The 16,123-nt window shown below is 67.7% G+C and carries 12 protein-coding genes; 4 read left to right on the top strand and 8 right to left on the bottom strand.

The window, feature by feature from the left end:
- Together ACWDX9_RS47765 and ACWDX9_RS47760 are read left to right on the top strand one after the other, a co-directional pair.
- Positions 1 to 2,144: FtsK/SpoIIIE domain-containing protein (locus ACWDX9_RS47765; RefSeq protein ID WP_449967354.1), on the top strand; the 2,144-nt coding region annotated here is incomplete at its 5' end.
- A gap of 593 nt (positions 2,145 to 2,737) precedes the next feature.
- Positions 2,738 to 3,085: a MarR family winged helix-turn-helix transcriptional regulator gene (locus ACWDX9_RS47760; protein WP_449967352.1), complete on the top strand. Its 348-nt coding sequence runs from the start codon at positions 2,738 to 2,740 to the stop codon at positions 3,083 to 3,085.
- 354 nt (positions 3,086 to 3,439) lie between these two features.
- Here the strand turns inward: ACWDX9_RS47760 and ACWDX9_RS47755 are convergent, their stop codons facing one another.
- Entirely contained in the window at positions 3,440 to 4,333 is an 894-nt protein-coding gene (locus ACWDX9_RS47755) for a hypothetical protein (RefSeq protein WP_449967349.1), read from the bottom strand.
- Positions 4,330 to 4,725, bottom strand: a complete 396-nt coding sequence (locus ACWDX9_RS47750; protein WP_449967346.1) for a hypothetical protein — start codon at positions 4,723 to 4,725, stop codon at positions 4,330 to 4,332. Before ACWDX9_RS47750 ends, ACWDX9_RS47755 begins: the two co-directional genes overlap by 4 nt.
- A gap of 6 nt (positions 4,726 to 4,731) precedes the next feature.
- Between ACWDX9_RS47750 and ACWDX9_RS47745 the strand changes: the two genes are divergently transcribed.
- The gene (locus ACWDX9_RS47745; protein WP_449967343.1) at positions 4,732 to 8,289 is read left to right on the top strand and encodes a CHAT domain-containing protein; all 3,558 of its coding nucleotides are present in this window, start codon (positions 4,732 to 4,734) and stop codon (positions 8,287 to 8,289) included.
- A gap of 244 nt (positions 8,290 to 8,533) precedes the next feature.
- Here the strand turns inward: ACWDX9_RS47745 and ACWDX9_RS47740 are convergent, their stop codons facing one another.
- Positions 8,534 to 8,971: a transposase family protein gene (locus ACWDX9_RS47740; protein ID WP_449967341.1), complete on the bottom strand. Its 438-nt coding sequence runs from the start codon at positions 8,969 to 8,971 to the stop codon at positions 8,534 to 8,536.
- Between the two features lie 9 nt (positions 8,972 to 8,980).
- Here ACWDX9_RS47740 and ACWDX9_RS47735 point away from each other — a divergent pair, with 9 nt between their 5' ends.
- Positions 8,981 to 9,292, top strand: a complete 312-nt coding sequence (locus ACWDX9_RS47735; protein ID WP_449967339.1) for a VOC family protein — start codon at positions 8,981 to 8,983, stop codon at positions 9,290 to 9,292.
- 303 nt (positions 9,293 to 9,595) lie between these two features.
- Here ACWDX9_RS47735 and ACWDX9_RS47730 read toward each other — a convergent pair whose 3' ends face one another.
- The 5 genes from ACWDX9_RS47730 to pglZ form a co-directional block, all read right to left on the bottom strand.
- The gene (locus ACWDX9_RS47730; protein ID WP_449967336.1) at positions 9,596 to 10,246 is read right to left on the bottom strand and encodes a sigma factor-like helix-turn-helix DNA-binding protein; all 651 of its coding nucleotides are present in this window, start codon (positions 10,244 to 10,246) and stop codon (positions 9,596 to 9,598) included.
- Between the two features lie 295 nt (positions 10,247 to 10,541).
- Positions 10,542 to 10,751, bottom strand: a complete 210-nt coding sequence (locus ACWDX9_RS47725; RefSeq protein ID WP_449967334.1) for a hypothetical protein — start codon at positions 10,749 to 10,751, stop codon at positions 10,542 to 10,544.
- Between the two features lie 554 nt (positions 10,752 to 11,305).
- The gene (locus ACWDX9_RS47720; protein WP_449967332.1) at positions 11,306 to 13,492 is read right to left on the bottom strand and encodes a DEAD/DEAH box helicase; all 2,187 of its coding nucleotides are present in this window, start codon (positions 13,490 to 13,492) and stop codon (positions 11,306 to 11,308) included.
- Positions 13,492 to 14,820 (bottom strand): BREX system ATP-binding protein BrxD, encoded by a 1,329-nt coding sequence (gene brxD / locus ACWDX9_RS47715; protein WP_449967329.1) that lies wholly within the window; start codon positions 14,818 to 14,820, stop codon positions 13,492 to 13,494. Before brxD ends, ACWDX9_RS47720 begins: the two co-directional genes overlap by 1 nt.
- Positions 14,821 to 14,845: 25 nt before the next feature.
- The coding region (gene pglZ, locus ACWDX9_RS47710) for a BREX-2 system phosphatase PglZ (RefSeq protein ID WP_449967327.1) at positions 14,846 to 16,123 on the bottom strand (1,278 nt) is incomplete at its 5' end.

Here is a 16,123-nt window from a genome sequence, read left to right as displayed (position 1 = left end):
TCGCCTTCCAGGATGAGATCTCGCCGCTCACCCACGAGAACGCCCCCGCGCCCGCCTCGGAGAAGCCGACACAGGAGGTTGCGAACGAGAACGATGTCCTTGAGGGCAGGGTGGTCCCGGTCGATCAGCCGCCCGAGTCCGGCCCGGTGGACCTGCTCGCCGAACTGGCTGCACGCCGCCAGGAGCGGTCGCCGCTGGTCCCAGTGTGGCTGAGATCGCGGGCAGGTGCCTTGCAGGTGCTCAAGTGGCAGGCCGAGCACACCGGCTACGTGCTGGCCTACCACACGCTCCGCATCCCGAAGTACACGGCCAAGCTTCTGGCACGGACCCCTGCCGGCACCTGGCGGGTGCTCGTGGAACTGGTCCGCTGGCTGTTCGACCTGGAAGGTCGCCCGGTCCGCCGAGCGGCCGTGTCGAAGGAAGAGGCTGCGGAGTACCTCGCGCTGTCCCGCCAGCGCGACAGCCGGGTCAAGGCCCGGCTGTGGACTCTCCTCATCGGTGCCATCACTCTGGTGCTGGCGAGCGTCTTTGTGGCGGTGACCACGCCGACGTGGGTGCACTGGGCGATTGTCGGTGTGCTCGTTGCCGCGGCGGGCTTGATCGGGTCGCCCGCCGACAAGCCGATCCTGGACCGGGCAGTGGTTCCGAGCCGAGTGCGGAAGCTCACCAGTGACCAGGTGCTGGACGCGCTCGGCTCGCTCGGCATCTCGGCCATCAACCAGGCGCTCGGCAAGGCAGGGCGCGGCATCACCTTCCCCGCCCCGATCATGCGGGATGGGCCGGGCTGGCGAGCCGAGGTGGATCTCCCGCTCGGCGTCACCGTGGGGGAGGTGCTAGAGAAGCGCGACAAGCTCGCCTCCGGCCTGCGGCGCGCCCTGGGCTGCGTCTGGCCCGAACCCGTGTCGGAGGAGCACCCCGGCCGACTGGTCCTATGGGTAGGAGACCAGGAGATGCGCAATGCCAAGCAGCCCGCCTGGCCGCTGCTGAAGTCGGGCCAGGTCAGCCTGTTCGACCCGATCCCGTACGGCAACGACCAGCGCGGACGGCCGGTCTCGGTCCTGCTCATGTTCGCCAACGTGCTCATCGGCTCCATGCCCCGCTACGGCAAGACGTTCGCCTTGCGGGTGTTACTGCTGGCCTGTGCGCTCGACCCGCTGGCTGAGCTGCGGCTGTTCGAGCTGAAGGGTACCGGCGACCTGTCGGCGCTGGAGAAGGTGGCCCACCACTACGCCAAGGGCGCCACCGACGCGGCCAAGGCGGCGTGCGTCGTTTCGCTGGCTGAGGTGTACACCGAGTTGGACCGGCGCGCGGAGGTCATCGATGGCCTGCCGCGCCACCAGGCGCCCGAGTTCAAGGTCACGCCCGAGCTCGCCGCGCGGCGCGACCTTGGCCTGCACCCGATGGTGGTCGCGATCGACGAGTGCCAGGAACTGTTCGCCGACGACGAGTACGGCGAGGAGGCCGCCAAGTACACGACCGCGATCATCAAACGCGGCCCCGCCCTCGGGATCATCCTCATCCTGGCCACCCAGCGCCCGGACAAGGACAGCCTACCCAAGGCGATCTCGGCCAACGCGGGCATCCGGATCTGCCTGCGCGTGATGGGCTGGCAGGAAAACGACATGATCCTCGGCACCGGCATGCACCAGGCCGGAGTCAAGGCCACCACGTTCACGCTGAACGACAAGGGCATCTCCTGGGCGGTCGGCATCGCCGAGGACCCGATCATCGTCCGATCGGCCTACCTCGACGGGCCCACGTCGGAGCTGATCGCCGAGCGCGCCTACCAGGTACGCCAGGCGGCCGGGACGCTGTCGGGCCACGCGATCGGCCAGGAATCAGCCAAGCGGGTCTCGTACGACCTGCTGGCCGACATCCTGACCGTGACCATGGCCAAGGAGGAGAAGGTGTGGAACAGCACGGTCGTGGACCGGCTGGCGGACTTCCGGCCCGACACCTACGGCCAGTGGGCGGACCTGGAAGACGACGCCAAGACCGCCACGCTGACCGCCCGCCTGAAGGAGTACGGCGTCAGGACGGAGGACACGTGGGGCCACGACTCCGCCGGTAAGGGCCGCAACCGAAAGGGCTTCCACCGCGCCGACGTGGCCGAGGCGCTGCGCAAGCGGAAGGTCTCGCCCTAGCAGCCCGCGCCTCTCTGGCGAACGCCCCTGGAGTCTATCCGGGGGCGTTCGGATGGGGCCGCTAGAGCGCTAGACAGCAGGTCAGGACGCGGGTTTTCCGCTAGAAGAGCCGCTAGACCTAGCGGATGCACCAGCTAGAGCGGCCATCGCCTGACGGTGTGGGACTGCCCGAACAGCGGATCTCGGAAGTAGTTATCGTCTTAGTCGGCGCGGTGGTGTGGCAGATCGCCGTGAGCTCCCACTGCGCTGGAAACACCTACGTCCGGAGCTGGCGGGATCCTCGTCGCTGGGCTCTACTGTTCTTGGCCTATGGCCGTTTCGGTGAGCCTTACGGGTGTCTGCCTGAGCCGGAGTAAGCGGTCGCGGGAGCATCGTCAAGTCGCCTGTTTGGGTGTGGAGGCACCGATGACACAACAATCTTGGGGCAGCAACAGGCAGTTGACCGCGATCGGCCGCGGCGCACGGGTTCAAGTCCGTACCTGCCCCGCCCCTGAAGGGATTCGCGCGGTGTTGCGCCAGGTTCCGAATGGATTGGTAACCATCCGCTGAACGAGGGGCTGGCCCAGGTCGACGCCCGCAAGTGGCACGTCGCCGTGCTCGCCTCGTTGCAGGAGTACGGCCCGGGCAGCCAGGCGACGCTGAGCCGACGCACCGGCATCTACCGCAGCGACATGGTCGGCGTACTCAACGAACTGGCCGAGCGCGACCTCCTCGAGCGGGCGCCGGATCCCGACGACCGACGCCGCAACGTCATCACGATCACCGCCCAGGACCGCCGGCACCTCCGCCGCCTTGACAAGGTCCTGGACGACCTCCACGACGAACTGCTCGCACCGCTGACCCCCACCGAACGCGACCAGCTCGTACAGTTGCTCACCCGCCTGCTGGACCACCACACGCAGCAGGCATCCCACCCCCCCGATCCCCTGACCCCGGCATAACGCGGTGGGCGGCGACCCGGGCGAAGGTCGGCGAAAATGTCCCGCGAGCTCGACGCCCCCTCGGCCAGGGGCCTTGATGCTGACTCCCGCAAACGGCGTCGGCGAGACCGCTCACTCCCTGAGTGGGCACCCCGGATCGACGTCCGCCCAATCCAGCGCCCGCACCGCCAATGGAAGGACACGAGACCCACCAAACGGCGGCGGCGCGGGCCCGAAGAGGCCGCATGCCCGGGCCGGGGCCCGCCGCTAGCTCGGGGAGACCCTGCTTGGGGGCGACGCGCTCGTGCTCATGCGCATCTGTGGCACCCTGCTCGGCGCGGCGGCGCGGCACTGGCGGGCCTGGGCCAATCCCACTCAACGACCTTTGCGCACGAGGGAGGTGAGCTTCTCGCCCTCGGCGATGGTGATCGGGCCGGCCGTGTCCGGATTACCGACGCCGAGCGAGACGGCCAGCGTACGGGTGTGCAGGTCGAGCGCGGCCTCGGACAACGCGGTCAGGTCCGCGACCGCGCTGCGTGCGCGCACCCATCCCGTGACGCCGATTCCGGCCCCGGCGAGCGCGGCCGGCCACCAGATGACGCCGAGCAGCAGGTAGGGCCATGCCCAGGTACCTGTGGCCACGGCTGCGGCGAATGCTGTGTGTGCGGCGTTGAGCTCGGTGCGTGTGGAGTCCGGGAGTACCAGCCATAGGCGTGGCCACGCGAACGTCAGGTCCAGTCCATAGCGGTCCTGCGCGATCCGCTCGACGGCGTGGATCCGGTCACCCATCCAAGTGGGCCTGCCGGGCTGGGCTAGCGAGATGCGGTTGGCTCGGTCGGCGGCGGCGTCGATCAAGTGCTGTTGTTCAGGAGTGCGGGATCCACCGGGGTGGTCTCGGGCGAGTTGGAGGCGACGGTCGACGTGGCGTTGCCAGCGTGTTCGCCTACGTGCGACCCGCCATCGGCCCAGGAGCGGCCACTGGCCGAGCCAGATCAGGCGCGTTACCGGGGCGAGCGCCTGCACCGCCAGCCCCACACCGGTCGTCACCAACAGCAGCGCGGCGATTAGCAGCGCTTGTACAGCCCCGGGCTGACGCGCGATGCTCGTCGTGACGGCAGAAGATGCCTGGGCGAGGCGCGCGATGTCGAGCGTGTGCCCGAGTTGTATCCCGGCCCACGTCGTCGCGGCGAGCAATGCTCCTGGTACAAGCAGGAGGGTGACCCATCGTTCAGCTAACTTCTTGGCGAGTTCCTGGAAGAAGCTGTTCACGAGCGGACCATAGGCTCGCCGGTCACGCGGCAGCGCGGGGCCGGTCCGGCGGGCACGGTGAACGCGACGCGTGCACACGCACTGTCCGGACACACGAACTGTTCCTCATCCGCCTGCCCGGGGCTCGAGCCTGGAAGGCCGGCGCCCAAGGCCCGGGCGGAGCTGTCGGGGTCAGCGCCCAACAGTTCGGCGAGCAGGCCGAGGATCGGACGCCGAGCCTTTGCCTCGGCCTCAATGTGAGCCAGCAGCAACTGGCGGGCCGCAGTCTGGCGGGCGCATTCCGAACGGAGCTCAGGCAACTCCTCACAGAACACGGTCAGTGCCAGCCGTTCCGACGTATTCACCGCATCTCCCTTCATCCGCGACGATGCCGTCACGGATAGCAATAGCATCGGACGATGGCGTTCGACATCCTGCTTGCATTGATGCACCGACGGCTCGACACGCTGGAACAGACACAAGATCCCGAGCTCGTACTCGGCGGCTCGGCATTGGCCGAGGCGACGGGATTGCGGGACGCCGCGCAATCCGTTGACCCGCAACGGAAGTGTGTGGCTGCGTACGCCCTCGCCTGGTTCTACTTCTACCGTCACAACATGATTCCTCCCGGCCCGGAGTCGAGCGCCGAACTCGCCCACGCGATCGTCGTGCTCATGCCCGTGGCGCACGACAGCAACGCGATCCCCGAACCATTGAAAGCGGTCATAGGCCCGGCCGGTGATCCGCAGACCATGGGCAGAGTAGGCGTAGGACTGCTCACCGCCGCCCTCGGATCACCCGAATCAGACGTGCTCGAGGCCTGCGTGTTCTTGCTGGCCAAAGCCGCGCGGCTGGACCCCGACCCTCAGGTCGTGGCGCACCTCGCTGTGGCACACCTAGTGCGTTACGAACGTGGCGGCCCGCCGGGCGATCTGGACCACTCTGTTGAGCACAACGAGCATGCCTTGGCGCTCACCCAGGCCGGTCACCCGGACCGGATTGGACGGCTGACGAACCTGGGCAACGCCCTGCGTGAAAGGTTCGCGCGGGACGGCAACCCGGCCGACCTCGAACGGGCCATCGATGTGGGGGAGCAAGCCGTCAGCATGGCGGACCATCACCCGAACCTGGTCGCGGCGATGGGCAATCTCGGCAACTGCTACCTGGAACGCAACGACCTCATCGGCAGCCTGACCGATCTGGACCGGGCGATCGAGCTCATCGAACGGTCAGTGGCGCTCACCCCGGACGCCGGATTCGATCGATCAGGCCAACTGGCCAATCTCTGCGGCGCCTACCTCGGGCGCTACGACGAAACGGACTCGCTCACAGATCTGGACCAGGCGATCAGGACGGGGGAAGAGGCGATCGCCAGTACCCCCGAAAGCCATCCCAACCAGCCTGGATGGCTGACCAATCTCAGCAACGCCTACCAGAAGCGGCATTCACGCCGCGGCGCGCACGCCGACCTGGACCGGGCGATCGAGACCGCCGAGCAGGCGCTACGCTTCATACCGCGCAGCAGCCCCAACCGTGGGGCAGCGTTGTCCGCATGCGGGCTCGCGTACAAGCGGCGATACAGGGACAGCGGCGTACCGGCTGACCTGCTTCGCGCCTTCGAACTTGCCAAAGAGGCGCTCGCGGTGACCCCAGACGGCGGTGCGCACCGGACGAAGTTCCTGTCCAACCTCAGCGACGTGTACGGAGAACGGTACCGCAGCGGCGGCTCCTTGGCCGATCTCGACCACGCCATCGCACTCGCCGAAAAGGTCATCGCGGCGACGCCGACAGATCATCCCTCCCAGGCGTCCGACCTGTCCCGGCTCGGAAACGCCCACAGGGAACGATTCCGCCGCAACGGCGTCACCGCGGACCTGAACCGTGCCATCGAGTTACTCGAACGGTCGGTGGCGATCCGTACCGGCACCGACACCGCCGCATACGCAGGCCTGTTGTCCAATCTCGGGCTTTTCTATCAAGAGCGATACATCCGCGACAGCGCGGTCGCCGACCTCGATCGCGCCGTGGAACTCGCCGAACTGGCCATAGCGGCTTTCCCCACGGATCACCCCGAGCGGTACGGCGTGGTCTCATCTGTCGGGCTCATCTACCAACGGCGCTACCGCCACAGTGGCGAGGTCGCCGACCTCGATCGGGCGATCAGCCTGGGAGAGCAGGCAGCCGCCGGTCTCCCGGAGAGCCACCCCGAACGCGGCGCGGTCTGGTCGGATCTTGGGCTCGCCTACTTCCAGCGGTTCAAGCGCACCGAGGATCTAACCGATCTCGATCTGGCTGTACACGCGGGAGAACAGGCGGTCGCTTGCACGGCCGAGGACCATCCATACCGCGCGAGGTACCTGAGCAATCTCGCCGACGCGTACTGGTACCGATTGAACGTCGACAAACGTGGCCTCCTCGAGGAGACAATCACACAAATCTGCGCGGACGTCCGCACCGCCACGGCGTCCTCACCAACCGATCGCGTTCTCGCAGGCCATTTCGCAGGGGTGCTGGCAGGGGTCATGCGGGACAATGCCGCGGCGGTGGAACTGCTTGACACAGCTGTCGGCTTGTTGCCATCCACGGCACCACGTGAAGGTGTTCGAGCAGACCAGGAACATGGTCTCTCTGAACACACCGGCGTCGTCTCCGATGCGATCGCGGCCCACTGCGCGCGACGTGATCCAGTCCGCGCCGTGGAGGTGGCAGAGCTGGGCCGGGGCATCCTGCTGGGAGCCGACCTCGACAGCCGCACCGACCTCACTGAACTTGAACGCGCGCATCCTGGACTGGCCGAAGGATTCCGGCGTCTGCGTGACCAACTCCAGATCGAACACACCATGTCGAACACGATCCAGTACGTCGAGAACCGAAAACGCTTGTGGGCAGAGCAAGACGCCCTGCTCGCCGAGATTCGCCAGCAACCCCGCTTCGCACGCTTCCTGCTGCCGCCCCGATTCTCCGACCTACGCGTCGACAGCACTGTGGTATTGATCAACGCGGGCATCCTGCGCAGCGATGCGATCATCATCACGGCCGGAGGCGACCCGCTGTTAGTGCCGCTGCCACTGCTGAAGGTCCCCGACGTCCGGGCCAAGGCTCAGGAACTCCTGGACGCCACCGCCGACCACAGCCGCCTAGCCGGTCCGCTCAAGCGGCAGCGGGTGGTCCGCGAGATCCTCAGCTGGCTATGGACATCGGCTCTCGAACCCATACTCGCCGCCCTGGGGCCGAGCGGCATGCCCCGGGTATGCTGGCTGCCCACTGGTTCGCTGGGCCTGTTCCCCTTGCACGCCGCAGGAAATCCCGGCGAGCCGGGCGCGCTCGACTACGTGGTCTCGTCCTACACGCCGACTCTGCGCGCGCTGGCGTACGTACGAACTCGCCCCGCCTCGGCCAAGCACCGCCAGTTGACCGTCGCACTCGAACAGACACCAGGCCTGCCCGACCTTCCCGGCTGTGTCACCGAAGCCGCCGCGCTGCACCGCGACCACCCGGACACACCACCGCTGACTGACAAGAACGCGACGACCGAGCTCGTGCGGGCTGCCCTGACCGACGCGACATGGATGCACTTCGCCTGTCACGCCAGGAGCGACCTCACCAAACCGTCGCAGGGCGGTTTGCGGTTGTACGACGGAACCCTCGCCATTCCCGAGATCAGCAAGCTCCGCCTCGACCACGCCGAGCTCGCCTACCTTTCCGCCTGTTCCACGGCGCACCGCGGAACCCAGCTCGCCGACGAGGCGATCCACCTCGCGTCGGCGTTCCAGCTAGCTGGCTTCCGGCATGTCGTCGCGAGCCTGTGGCCCTTGGCCGACGACGTCGCCGCCACTGCCGCGCACTCCTTCTACGGTCATCTGGGCGGCACAGCCGATCATGCCGCGGTGGCTCTGCACCGGGTCGCACACGAACTGCGTGCCGAATACCCCGACAGAGCCGACCTCTGGGCGCCTTTGATCCACAGCGGACCATGAAGGTTCCAAGAAAGCTGTGCGTTCCGCGCGACGATGACCGCAGCGTGCTTCCTGAACTGGCGATATCCGGGCTATTTGTCGACAGTTCAAGCTTGTTGTTTGCGGTGCTTGGTAAGGGGCGCGGCGTGTAGTTTTGCCGACGTCATGGTGGCAGGCGGCGGATCTTTGATCAGGTCAGCCTCCGGTTGCAAGCTCGGCCGTCGTGGCGCCGGCGGCGGCGCGTGCCTGGTCACCACCGGCTTGCTCACCGGCGTCGATCGCGACGTCGATGCCCGCCCTCGCCGCCAGCCACAGGCCCACAGCGGCGTCCACCGCAGCCGCGTCGACGCGGGTGACCAACCTGCCAGATCGTGCTTTTCGACGGCACCAGCGGCGGCTTACCGCACCGGGAATACACCATGGCCAGCATCGGCGGCGGGGTGTCGGTGACCCAGCCGGCGATCGCGGTGAGCCCCCGCATCCCAGCCACCACCGCGGCAGCACACAACACCAGCACCGCGGCCAAAGGGTGGACCACCCACGAGGGATGACGCGGGTCGTCGATCACCGCGAAATGATCGACCAGATCCACGACCGTCGTGTCCAGGGCCAGGTCATCGCCCTGACCACCGTCAGAACCGTCATCGCCGGCCGACAACGATGACACCAACACCGACCAGATATCCGCCTCGTCGGACGACAAGGTGGCAGAATGCACGGACAACGGAACTCCGGTGATGAGAGGTCTTGGCGGACGTCTCTGGAGGACCCCGAGGGTGTACGTCCTCGGATCTTCTTTCAGCAGGTCCCCGAGGGCAAGACCGCCAAGAACCGCCTGCACCTGGACGTACGCGCCGCACCCGGCCTGCACGGCGACGAGCGGATGGCCGCCCTCGAAGCGGAGTGCGAGCGCCTCGTCGGTCTCGGCGCCACCCGCTTGCGCCGCGGCGAGCCGACGCCTCCTACCAGCGCGGGCTACATCGTGATGGCCGATCCGGAGGGAAACGAGTTCTGCTTGGACTGAACGACGGGGAACTTCACCCCGGTGAGGTCTTCGGAGACGGCCCACAGCCGCTGCTGGACGGCTACCTCGTACGACTCCGGGCTGGAGGTGACCAGCCGGGGGGGACACCTGCACCACCAGCGTGCGGATCTGTCGGGCGGTGTTGCCGGACACTCGTTGTGTCCATGACGGCGACACTCGTGATGGCCGTGTAGATTCCGGCATTTCAGGCAGTGATCGGAGGTGTGCGCGCGGGTCGGTGGACACGCTGTCGCCGTGATGCTCACTATGGAGAACGTGTCGTCACGCTGGTGAGGCTCACGGTCATGCGGAGGATTCGTGGACATGCTGTCGCCTGAGTTGGGGCGTGCGGCAGCGACAGGGCGGCGGTTGATCAGCTTCCTCGTGGAGCGATGAGGAGATGACGCCCGCGATCATGGCCATGATCGACCAGAGTGGAGTCTTGTGCAGGCCCAGGACGCGGGCTGCGCCGATGGCGGCGGCGACCAAGGCGGCGAGGGCTTCGGCCAGGCGTGAGCCGAGAGGTTTGAGGGTGGCGCAGGCATCGGGGGTGAACCGGACTAGCGCGATGCTGGCCTGGACCCGCAGCGGTTCGGCCAGGTGCCGGGCTCGGCGCAGCCAGCTGCGGACGGTGCTTTCCGGGACGTTCAGGTCGGCGGCGATGCGCCGGTGACCGCGCCCGTGCGCGCCGGCGAGCAGGGCCTGGCCGAGTAGCTCCAGGCCGTAGGCGCTGCGCGGTGGCGACTGGACGGGCACCAGCACGTGGGTCGCGCGGCACCCGGGACAGCGCGCACGAGCCGGGCGCACCGACTCGCGGCGGCCACCAAGTTGGCGCACACTGCGGACCTGCGCGTACCCCCACCGGCGCAGAGGCGAGGCCCGGCAGGACGGGCAGTCCAGCCGACCGGCGATCAGCGCGGCACGAGCGGCCTCGGGGTCCAGAACCACGATCACGGCGGGTCGTCCTCATCCGATCAGCCTCGCCCGGAGACGCGGCCGGGCGACAGGGGGAACCGGTGTTGCGGTCGGCCCGACCCTACCCACCGCTCGTGATCGATTGGCCGGAACGAGCGAGGGCGACAGCATGTCCATGACTACGAGGACCTACAGGGTCCCTCACCAGGGTGGACACCTCGCATGCCCACATCAATGTCGCGACACCATGTCCACGAACTCTCCAGACATCCGACGGGCGATGCTCACACCGAACGACGAGAGAGGGCTCTCACGGGCTCAGGAGGAGTGACGCCTAACAGGCGGCGTCGAGGACCGACGCCGGCCCATCGGTGCGGGCCTGCACGAGGCGCTCGGCCAGCTCGACCTGGCTCCAGTCGCGGGCCTGGCGACAGGCCGCGAGCCGGGTGCCGTCGAACGCGTCGATCCAGTGCCGGCCGCCTCTATCAGCGGCCTGCCGGAAGAACGGCGCTGCGGCATCCTCATCCAAGGTCCACTGATGCATACCGGCCGCAGCCTCGCCGTAGCTTATGCACCCAGCCCCACACGACTCACCCTCAGCCCGGTCCGACCCAGCCGTGTGAACTCCACCGCAGTACCTCCCAAATCGGCCAGCACGACCACACGCGCACCGTCGGCACGCCGCGCGGCCACACCGCTCAGCCTTGCACGCGAAGCCGGACGTCACCGGCAGAGCCCGACCTCGGCTCCGAGCCAGGCATACCGGGTGGGTCCGGAACTGACGAACACAGAAATCGGCTGACAGCTCCTGGGCCCCAAGATCGCAGACAACCGGTACCCGAGCAGACGCACAAAGCCACTCGTGCTACCGGAGTTCCGTTCTATTTCTCCCGCGACACCCCGCGCGGTACCTCCAACGAGTGACGACGCGCGCCATGAAGATCACCATGGGACTCGACAAGCCTCACATGATCAACGATCTCAAAACGGCCGTGGGGCCAGCGCACGGCGGGTTGGCCTTGAGGGTGACACTGGCGGAGGCTCCCCGCCGATCCCTAGCAACGGCCGAACTGCTCATGGTTACGTAGGTGAGTAGTATCACGCCTCACGCGGGGCAAGTTGTAAGCGGACCGGCTCGGTCAGTGCGGCGCAGGCTCCGGCGAAGTCGGCCAACCGGGCCGCGACCGTCGCGATCGCCAGCCGTTCCGGCAGGACGGCTGAGAACTTCAGCCCAGCAACGGCCCGGCGGTCGACGTCGGGCAGCACCAGGATCTCCCCGTCACCCACTCTGCCGCGGGCCTCTCGCCAGGCGTCAGGACTCAGGTCCTGACGCAGCAGCACGGAGAAGTCTGTCGGCCGCTGGATCGGATCGGCGATCGACGACAGTGTGGCGGCGAGCGTTGCGTTCGCGCGGTATCCGGCCCAGGTCCACCAGTGGACGTCGTCACCTGCCCGGGTGATCAGCGTTCCTCCGGGATGCACAGTGCTGGGCGCTTCCTCCTCTCGCCATTCGGCGAGCTTGGCCTGGGCACGGCGGGTCAATGACACCGGCGGATCCGCCCCGAGTAGGATCTCACGCATTGCCCGCGTCAAGCTGTTGGATAGCCCGGCGATGCCGTGGCTCGTCCACTTGGCGACGCCACCGCCTTCGGCCGGCTCGACGAAGGCCCGTCTGCGTGTCCAGTCGATGAAGGTCACCCGCCAGCTCCGGCCACCGAGTAGGAGCAGGCGTGGTCCCGCTCTCTTCTCGGTCAGCACCGAGGGGTCGGTCTGCCCGATCTCCTGGCGACCGGCCAGTACGGTGAACTGCGGTGGCGCCGTGAAGGAGGCGGTCAGCTCGATAAAGTGGCGCCGTCCGAAGCGTTCGTCGGCCTCGGGGCCGATGAACAGCAGCCCGCCGTCCTCGTTAAGAAATCCCGCGTCAAGCATGTGCCGCAGGATGGGAGCCGCCGAGCGGTCAAAGGGGGCCAGGCCGTTCCACTCCTCGGGCCATAATTGGTCGCCGATCCGGTGCTGCTGAAGGGTGACGGCGAGCAGTTGCTGCGCCACCAGATGGCGTGGTTCCGGCGGCGCGGTCACTGATTCGACCCACCCGCGTCCCCACAGCAGGAGCAGACCCGCAGTCTGGAGCAGCGTCTCGCCCCCGGTGGCGAGAAACAGGCAGTTGCGTACGGTGCCGGTTCGCCGTCCGGTGCGGCCGATGCGCTGCAGAAAAGACGTGACAGTAGTGGGTGCGTCGATCTGGATCACCCGGTCCAGGTCGCCGACGTCGATACCGAGTTCAAGCGTGGAGGTGGAGACGATGACGCAGTCGCGGGCCTCCGCGAAGGCGCGCTCCGAGCGGGCACGCTCTTCGGTGGAAAGCGAGGCGTGGGAGAGAAACACGTTCACCTCGCGGGCGCGTAGAGCAGCGCCGAGCTGCTCCACCTGCCGCCGCGAGTCGCAGAACACCAGCCGTTTCTCGCCTTGGTGCAGTGAGGCGATCAGCTTCGCGGCATTGTCGAGAGAGCCGACATAGTCGAGTTCAACGTCGCCGGCCGGGCGGGAGCCTTCCGAGCCGGAGACCTCGGAGCCGGAAGCGTTTGAGCCGTGCGCGGCCGCGACCGCGCACGGGACTTCAGGTGCGACCACCTGACCGGTCCGTTTTCCGGCGCCGGATCCCTGCAGCCACGTGAGCAGTTGCTCCGGGTTCCCCACCGTGGCCGATAGGCCGATGCGCTGGATGGCGCGGTTGGTCACGCGCTCCAGCCGTTCCAGCACGGCCAGCAGGTGCCAGCCGCGGTCGTCACCTGCGAAGGCGTGAACCTCGTCGACGACCACCGCGCGGACGCGGCCAAGTAGGTGTACGTGGTCGGTCTTCACGCTGATCAGCATCGCCTCGAGCGACTCGGGGGTGGTGAGCAGGATGTCGGGTGGGTCGGTCCTGATCCGCTGCCGCTGCGACGCACGGACGTCACCGTGCCAGAGCGCGGCCCGGCGTCCGAGCCACTGGGCGTAGGAGTCGATGCGCGGGAGGAGGTTGTTGAGCAGTGCCTTGAGTGGGCACAAGTAGAGCACCGATGCGCCGGTCCAGTGCTGTTGCGCCATTACGGACAACAGGGGGAAACAAGCGGCCTCGGTCTTGCCCCCTGCGGTCGGGGCTAGCAGGACTGCGTCCTCACCATTCATCAGCGGCCTGATCGCCGCGAGCTGCAGCGAACGCAGGTCGGGCCAGCCGAGGCTGTTCACGATGTGGTGTAGGACGACCGGGTCTAGTCTGTCCAGGGCGTCACCGGGGTCCGCCATCACAGATCCAGGTCGACATCGTCGGCCGAGGCGGCCAAATTCCGTTCGGTGTCACTGAGCTCGCTGCTCTGCATCATCAGGGTGTAGTGCTGCCGGGGATCGAAGTCCTCGAACTGGTCAATGCGGTCGAGCACGTCGCCGACAAGCTTCTTCAGAAACAGCCGGGGAGCTACGCCGACCTTGCCACCCAGGGCCCCGCCGACCGCCCGTGCCAGGTCGGCGATGTACGCGTCGTCGGCGAAGTCCTTGATCCTTCCCGGAGCATCGGCTCCGGCGGTGTAGAGGTCGCGGACGGTCACTCCCAGATCCACCAATGATTCCCGGGTGAAGCCAGGCAGCCGGATCTGCACCGCGCGCGGATTGTCGAAGCGCGGGTCGGCGGTGAAGTCGGTCGCCAGCCGCTGTGACAGAGGCGCGAGGCGCTGTACTCCCTGCGTCCCGTCGTAGAACGCAGGGGTCCCAGTGATCACCAGATACAGTCCGGGGAAGCGGCCCGAATGCACCTCATCGATGAGCTGCCGCAGTGCGTTGAGCGCCTTGTCGCGGGCGTCGGCGCGTACCCGCTGCAGGGTCTCGACCTCATCCAGCACGACGAGAAGCCCGGGGTGCCCGGAGTCGCGCAGCACGGTCAGCAGTCCCTGCAGGAAGCCGAGTGCGCCGAAGTGGTCGAGGTCCCCCCGCACGCCTGCGAACCGGCGCGCAGCGGCGGCGACGTGCGGCTGTCCGCCGAGCCAGGCCAGCACTGCGGCGGCAGTGGTCTCGTCTCCGGCGGCGAGCGCGGCCCGGTAGCCCCGCAGCGCGGTCGCGAAAGACGGCGCGTGCCGCGACACTTCGGTGAGTCGGGCTGCCAATAGCTTCTCAACCTCGGTGGGCAACTCGTCCTCGTCCGCCCCGGCCGCGAGGGCGTCTTCCTCCAGCGCGTAGAACCACGCGTCCACCACCGACCGCAACGCGCTCGGCGGGAAACTGGCGGTGGCGAGTCGCTCGGTCAGGCGCCGGTAGACGGTCTCCAACCGGTGCAGGGGCGTCTCGGTCTCCGAGATCTGGATCTCGGCGACGGCGAAGTTCCGCCGTTTGGCCCGCTCTCCCAGCCATCGCGCGAAGAACGTCTTCCCCGATCCGTACTCTCCCCGCACGGCCTTGAACACCGACGCGCCCGAGCCGACAGCCTCCAGTTCGGCGTCCAGCGCCGACTCGAATCGGTCGAGGCCGGTGGCAAGCAGGTCCAGCCCGCTCTCGGGGACAGCACCGCGCCGCAGCGCGTCAATCACCGCCCGTCGGCGTACCGCGCTGACCTGGGGGGAACGGGATGGCGGAGCGGTGTTCACGCCTGCCAGTCTCCCATCGTGCTCGTCATGCCAGTTCGAACTGGTCTCGCAGCAGTCCCGTGTTCAACCGCAGTGTGCGCCCATCGGGCAAGGTCTCCAGAACCTGCACGCCGTCATAGTTGAGTAGTTGGCGCAGGACGGCGGCAAAACCGTCGGCGCGGCCCGCCGGGTAGCCGACGCGCTGGGCCAGGGCGGTGACCGGGAGCGCACCGGTGTCGGCCAATGCCCGCACCGCCCTTTCGACCTTGTCCATGGGAGGCTTGCGCGCCAGCAGTGACACCTGAGCCTGGAAGATCTCTGACGCCAGCAGAGCTTTCACCAGGGCGTCACCGGGCGATGCCAAGCGAGGAGTGAGAAGGGCCTCATCGCCTCCTAGCTCAAGTACCACGTCGAAGAGAGCTTCACCCATCGCAGCCGGCGCTTTCGACGCCTTCGAAGTGCGCCGCTTCGGCTTTAGCTCCGCCGTGGGGGCCAGAGCGGCGGGGCGGGGAATTTCCGGCTCCTCAGACCACCATGCCGGACGTTGGTCGCCGAGTTCACGCCAGCCCTTGGGTGGCTCCGCGCCGAAGGGCAGGAACGCCAGGACGGGGATGGTGACCTCGGCCAGCGAGGCTCCGCCGTGATAGCCGGCCTTCTGTGCCGTGTAGCGGGAGTCCGCGTCCCACAGCGCCACGATCGAGGCACCCGGGTTCGGCCACACCACTCGCGGGCCGGACAACGCCACCTCGGTCTCGCGTAGCGAGCCGCTGGAGGTGCGATGTCGGGCGGAGGCGATGTCGTCGCCGTCGATCTTTGCGCCGCTGCGGTCCACGACATGCCCATGGTCGCTGGTGAGGATCACCGCCATGCCCTGGGCCGCGGCCACACGCAGTAATTCCCGCAATTTTCCGATCTGGTCGAGCCGCCACGCGCCGTCGCCGAGCTTCTGCTCTTTGGCGAGTCTGTCGTCGATGGTGTTCAGTACGACCGCCACATGTGTGTGCTCGTCGGCGAGGGCTTCGGTCAGCTCCGGACCGAACGCGCCGCCGGCGCTCTTCCCTCGCAGGTCATCCTTGTGGAAGATCGCGGCCCGGCTCCCACCCCAAAACCGGTGGCCTGGGAACAGTCGCTTCTCGTCAGCCTGTGCGCCCTTCATCAGTTTTCCAGCGAACAAGGATGTCCGGGAGACCGCGGTCAGCGTTGGCAGGGCGGCAGCCATGGCGCGCCGCCTCGGCGGTCGGTCCGCAAGATCTGGCAGCGGGTCGTACTCAGCCCAGTGCCGGCGAAGTTCCTCGCCCAGTTCGGTGGCGATCGCCGCGCTCAT

This window comes from Nonomuraea sp. NPDC003201, from assembly GCF_053590415.1.
The sequence above is the reverse complement of the archived record's forward strand: the minus strand, read 5'-3'. Positions and strand labels throughout refer to the sequence as shown.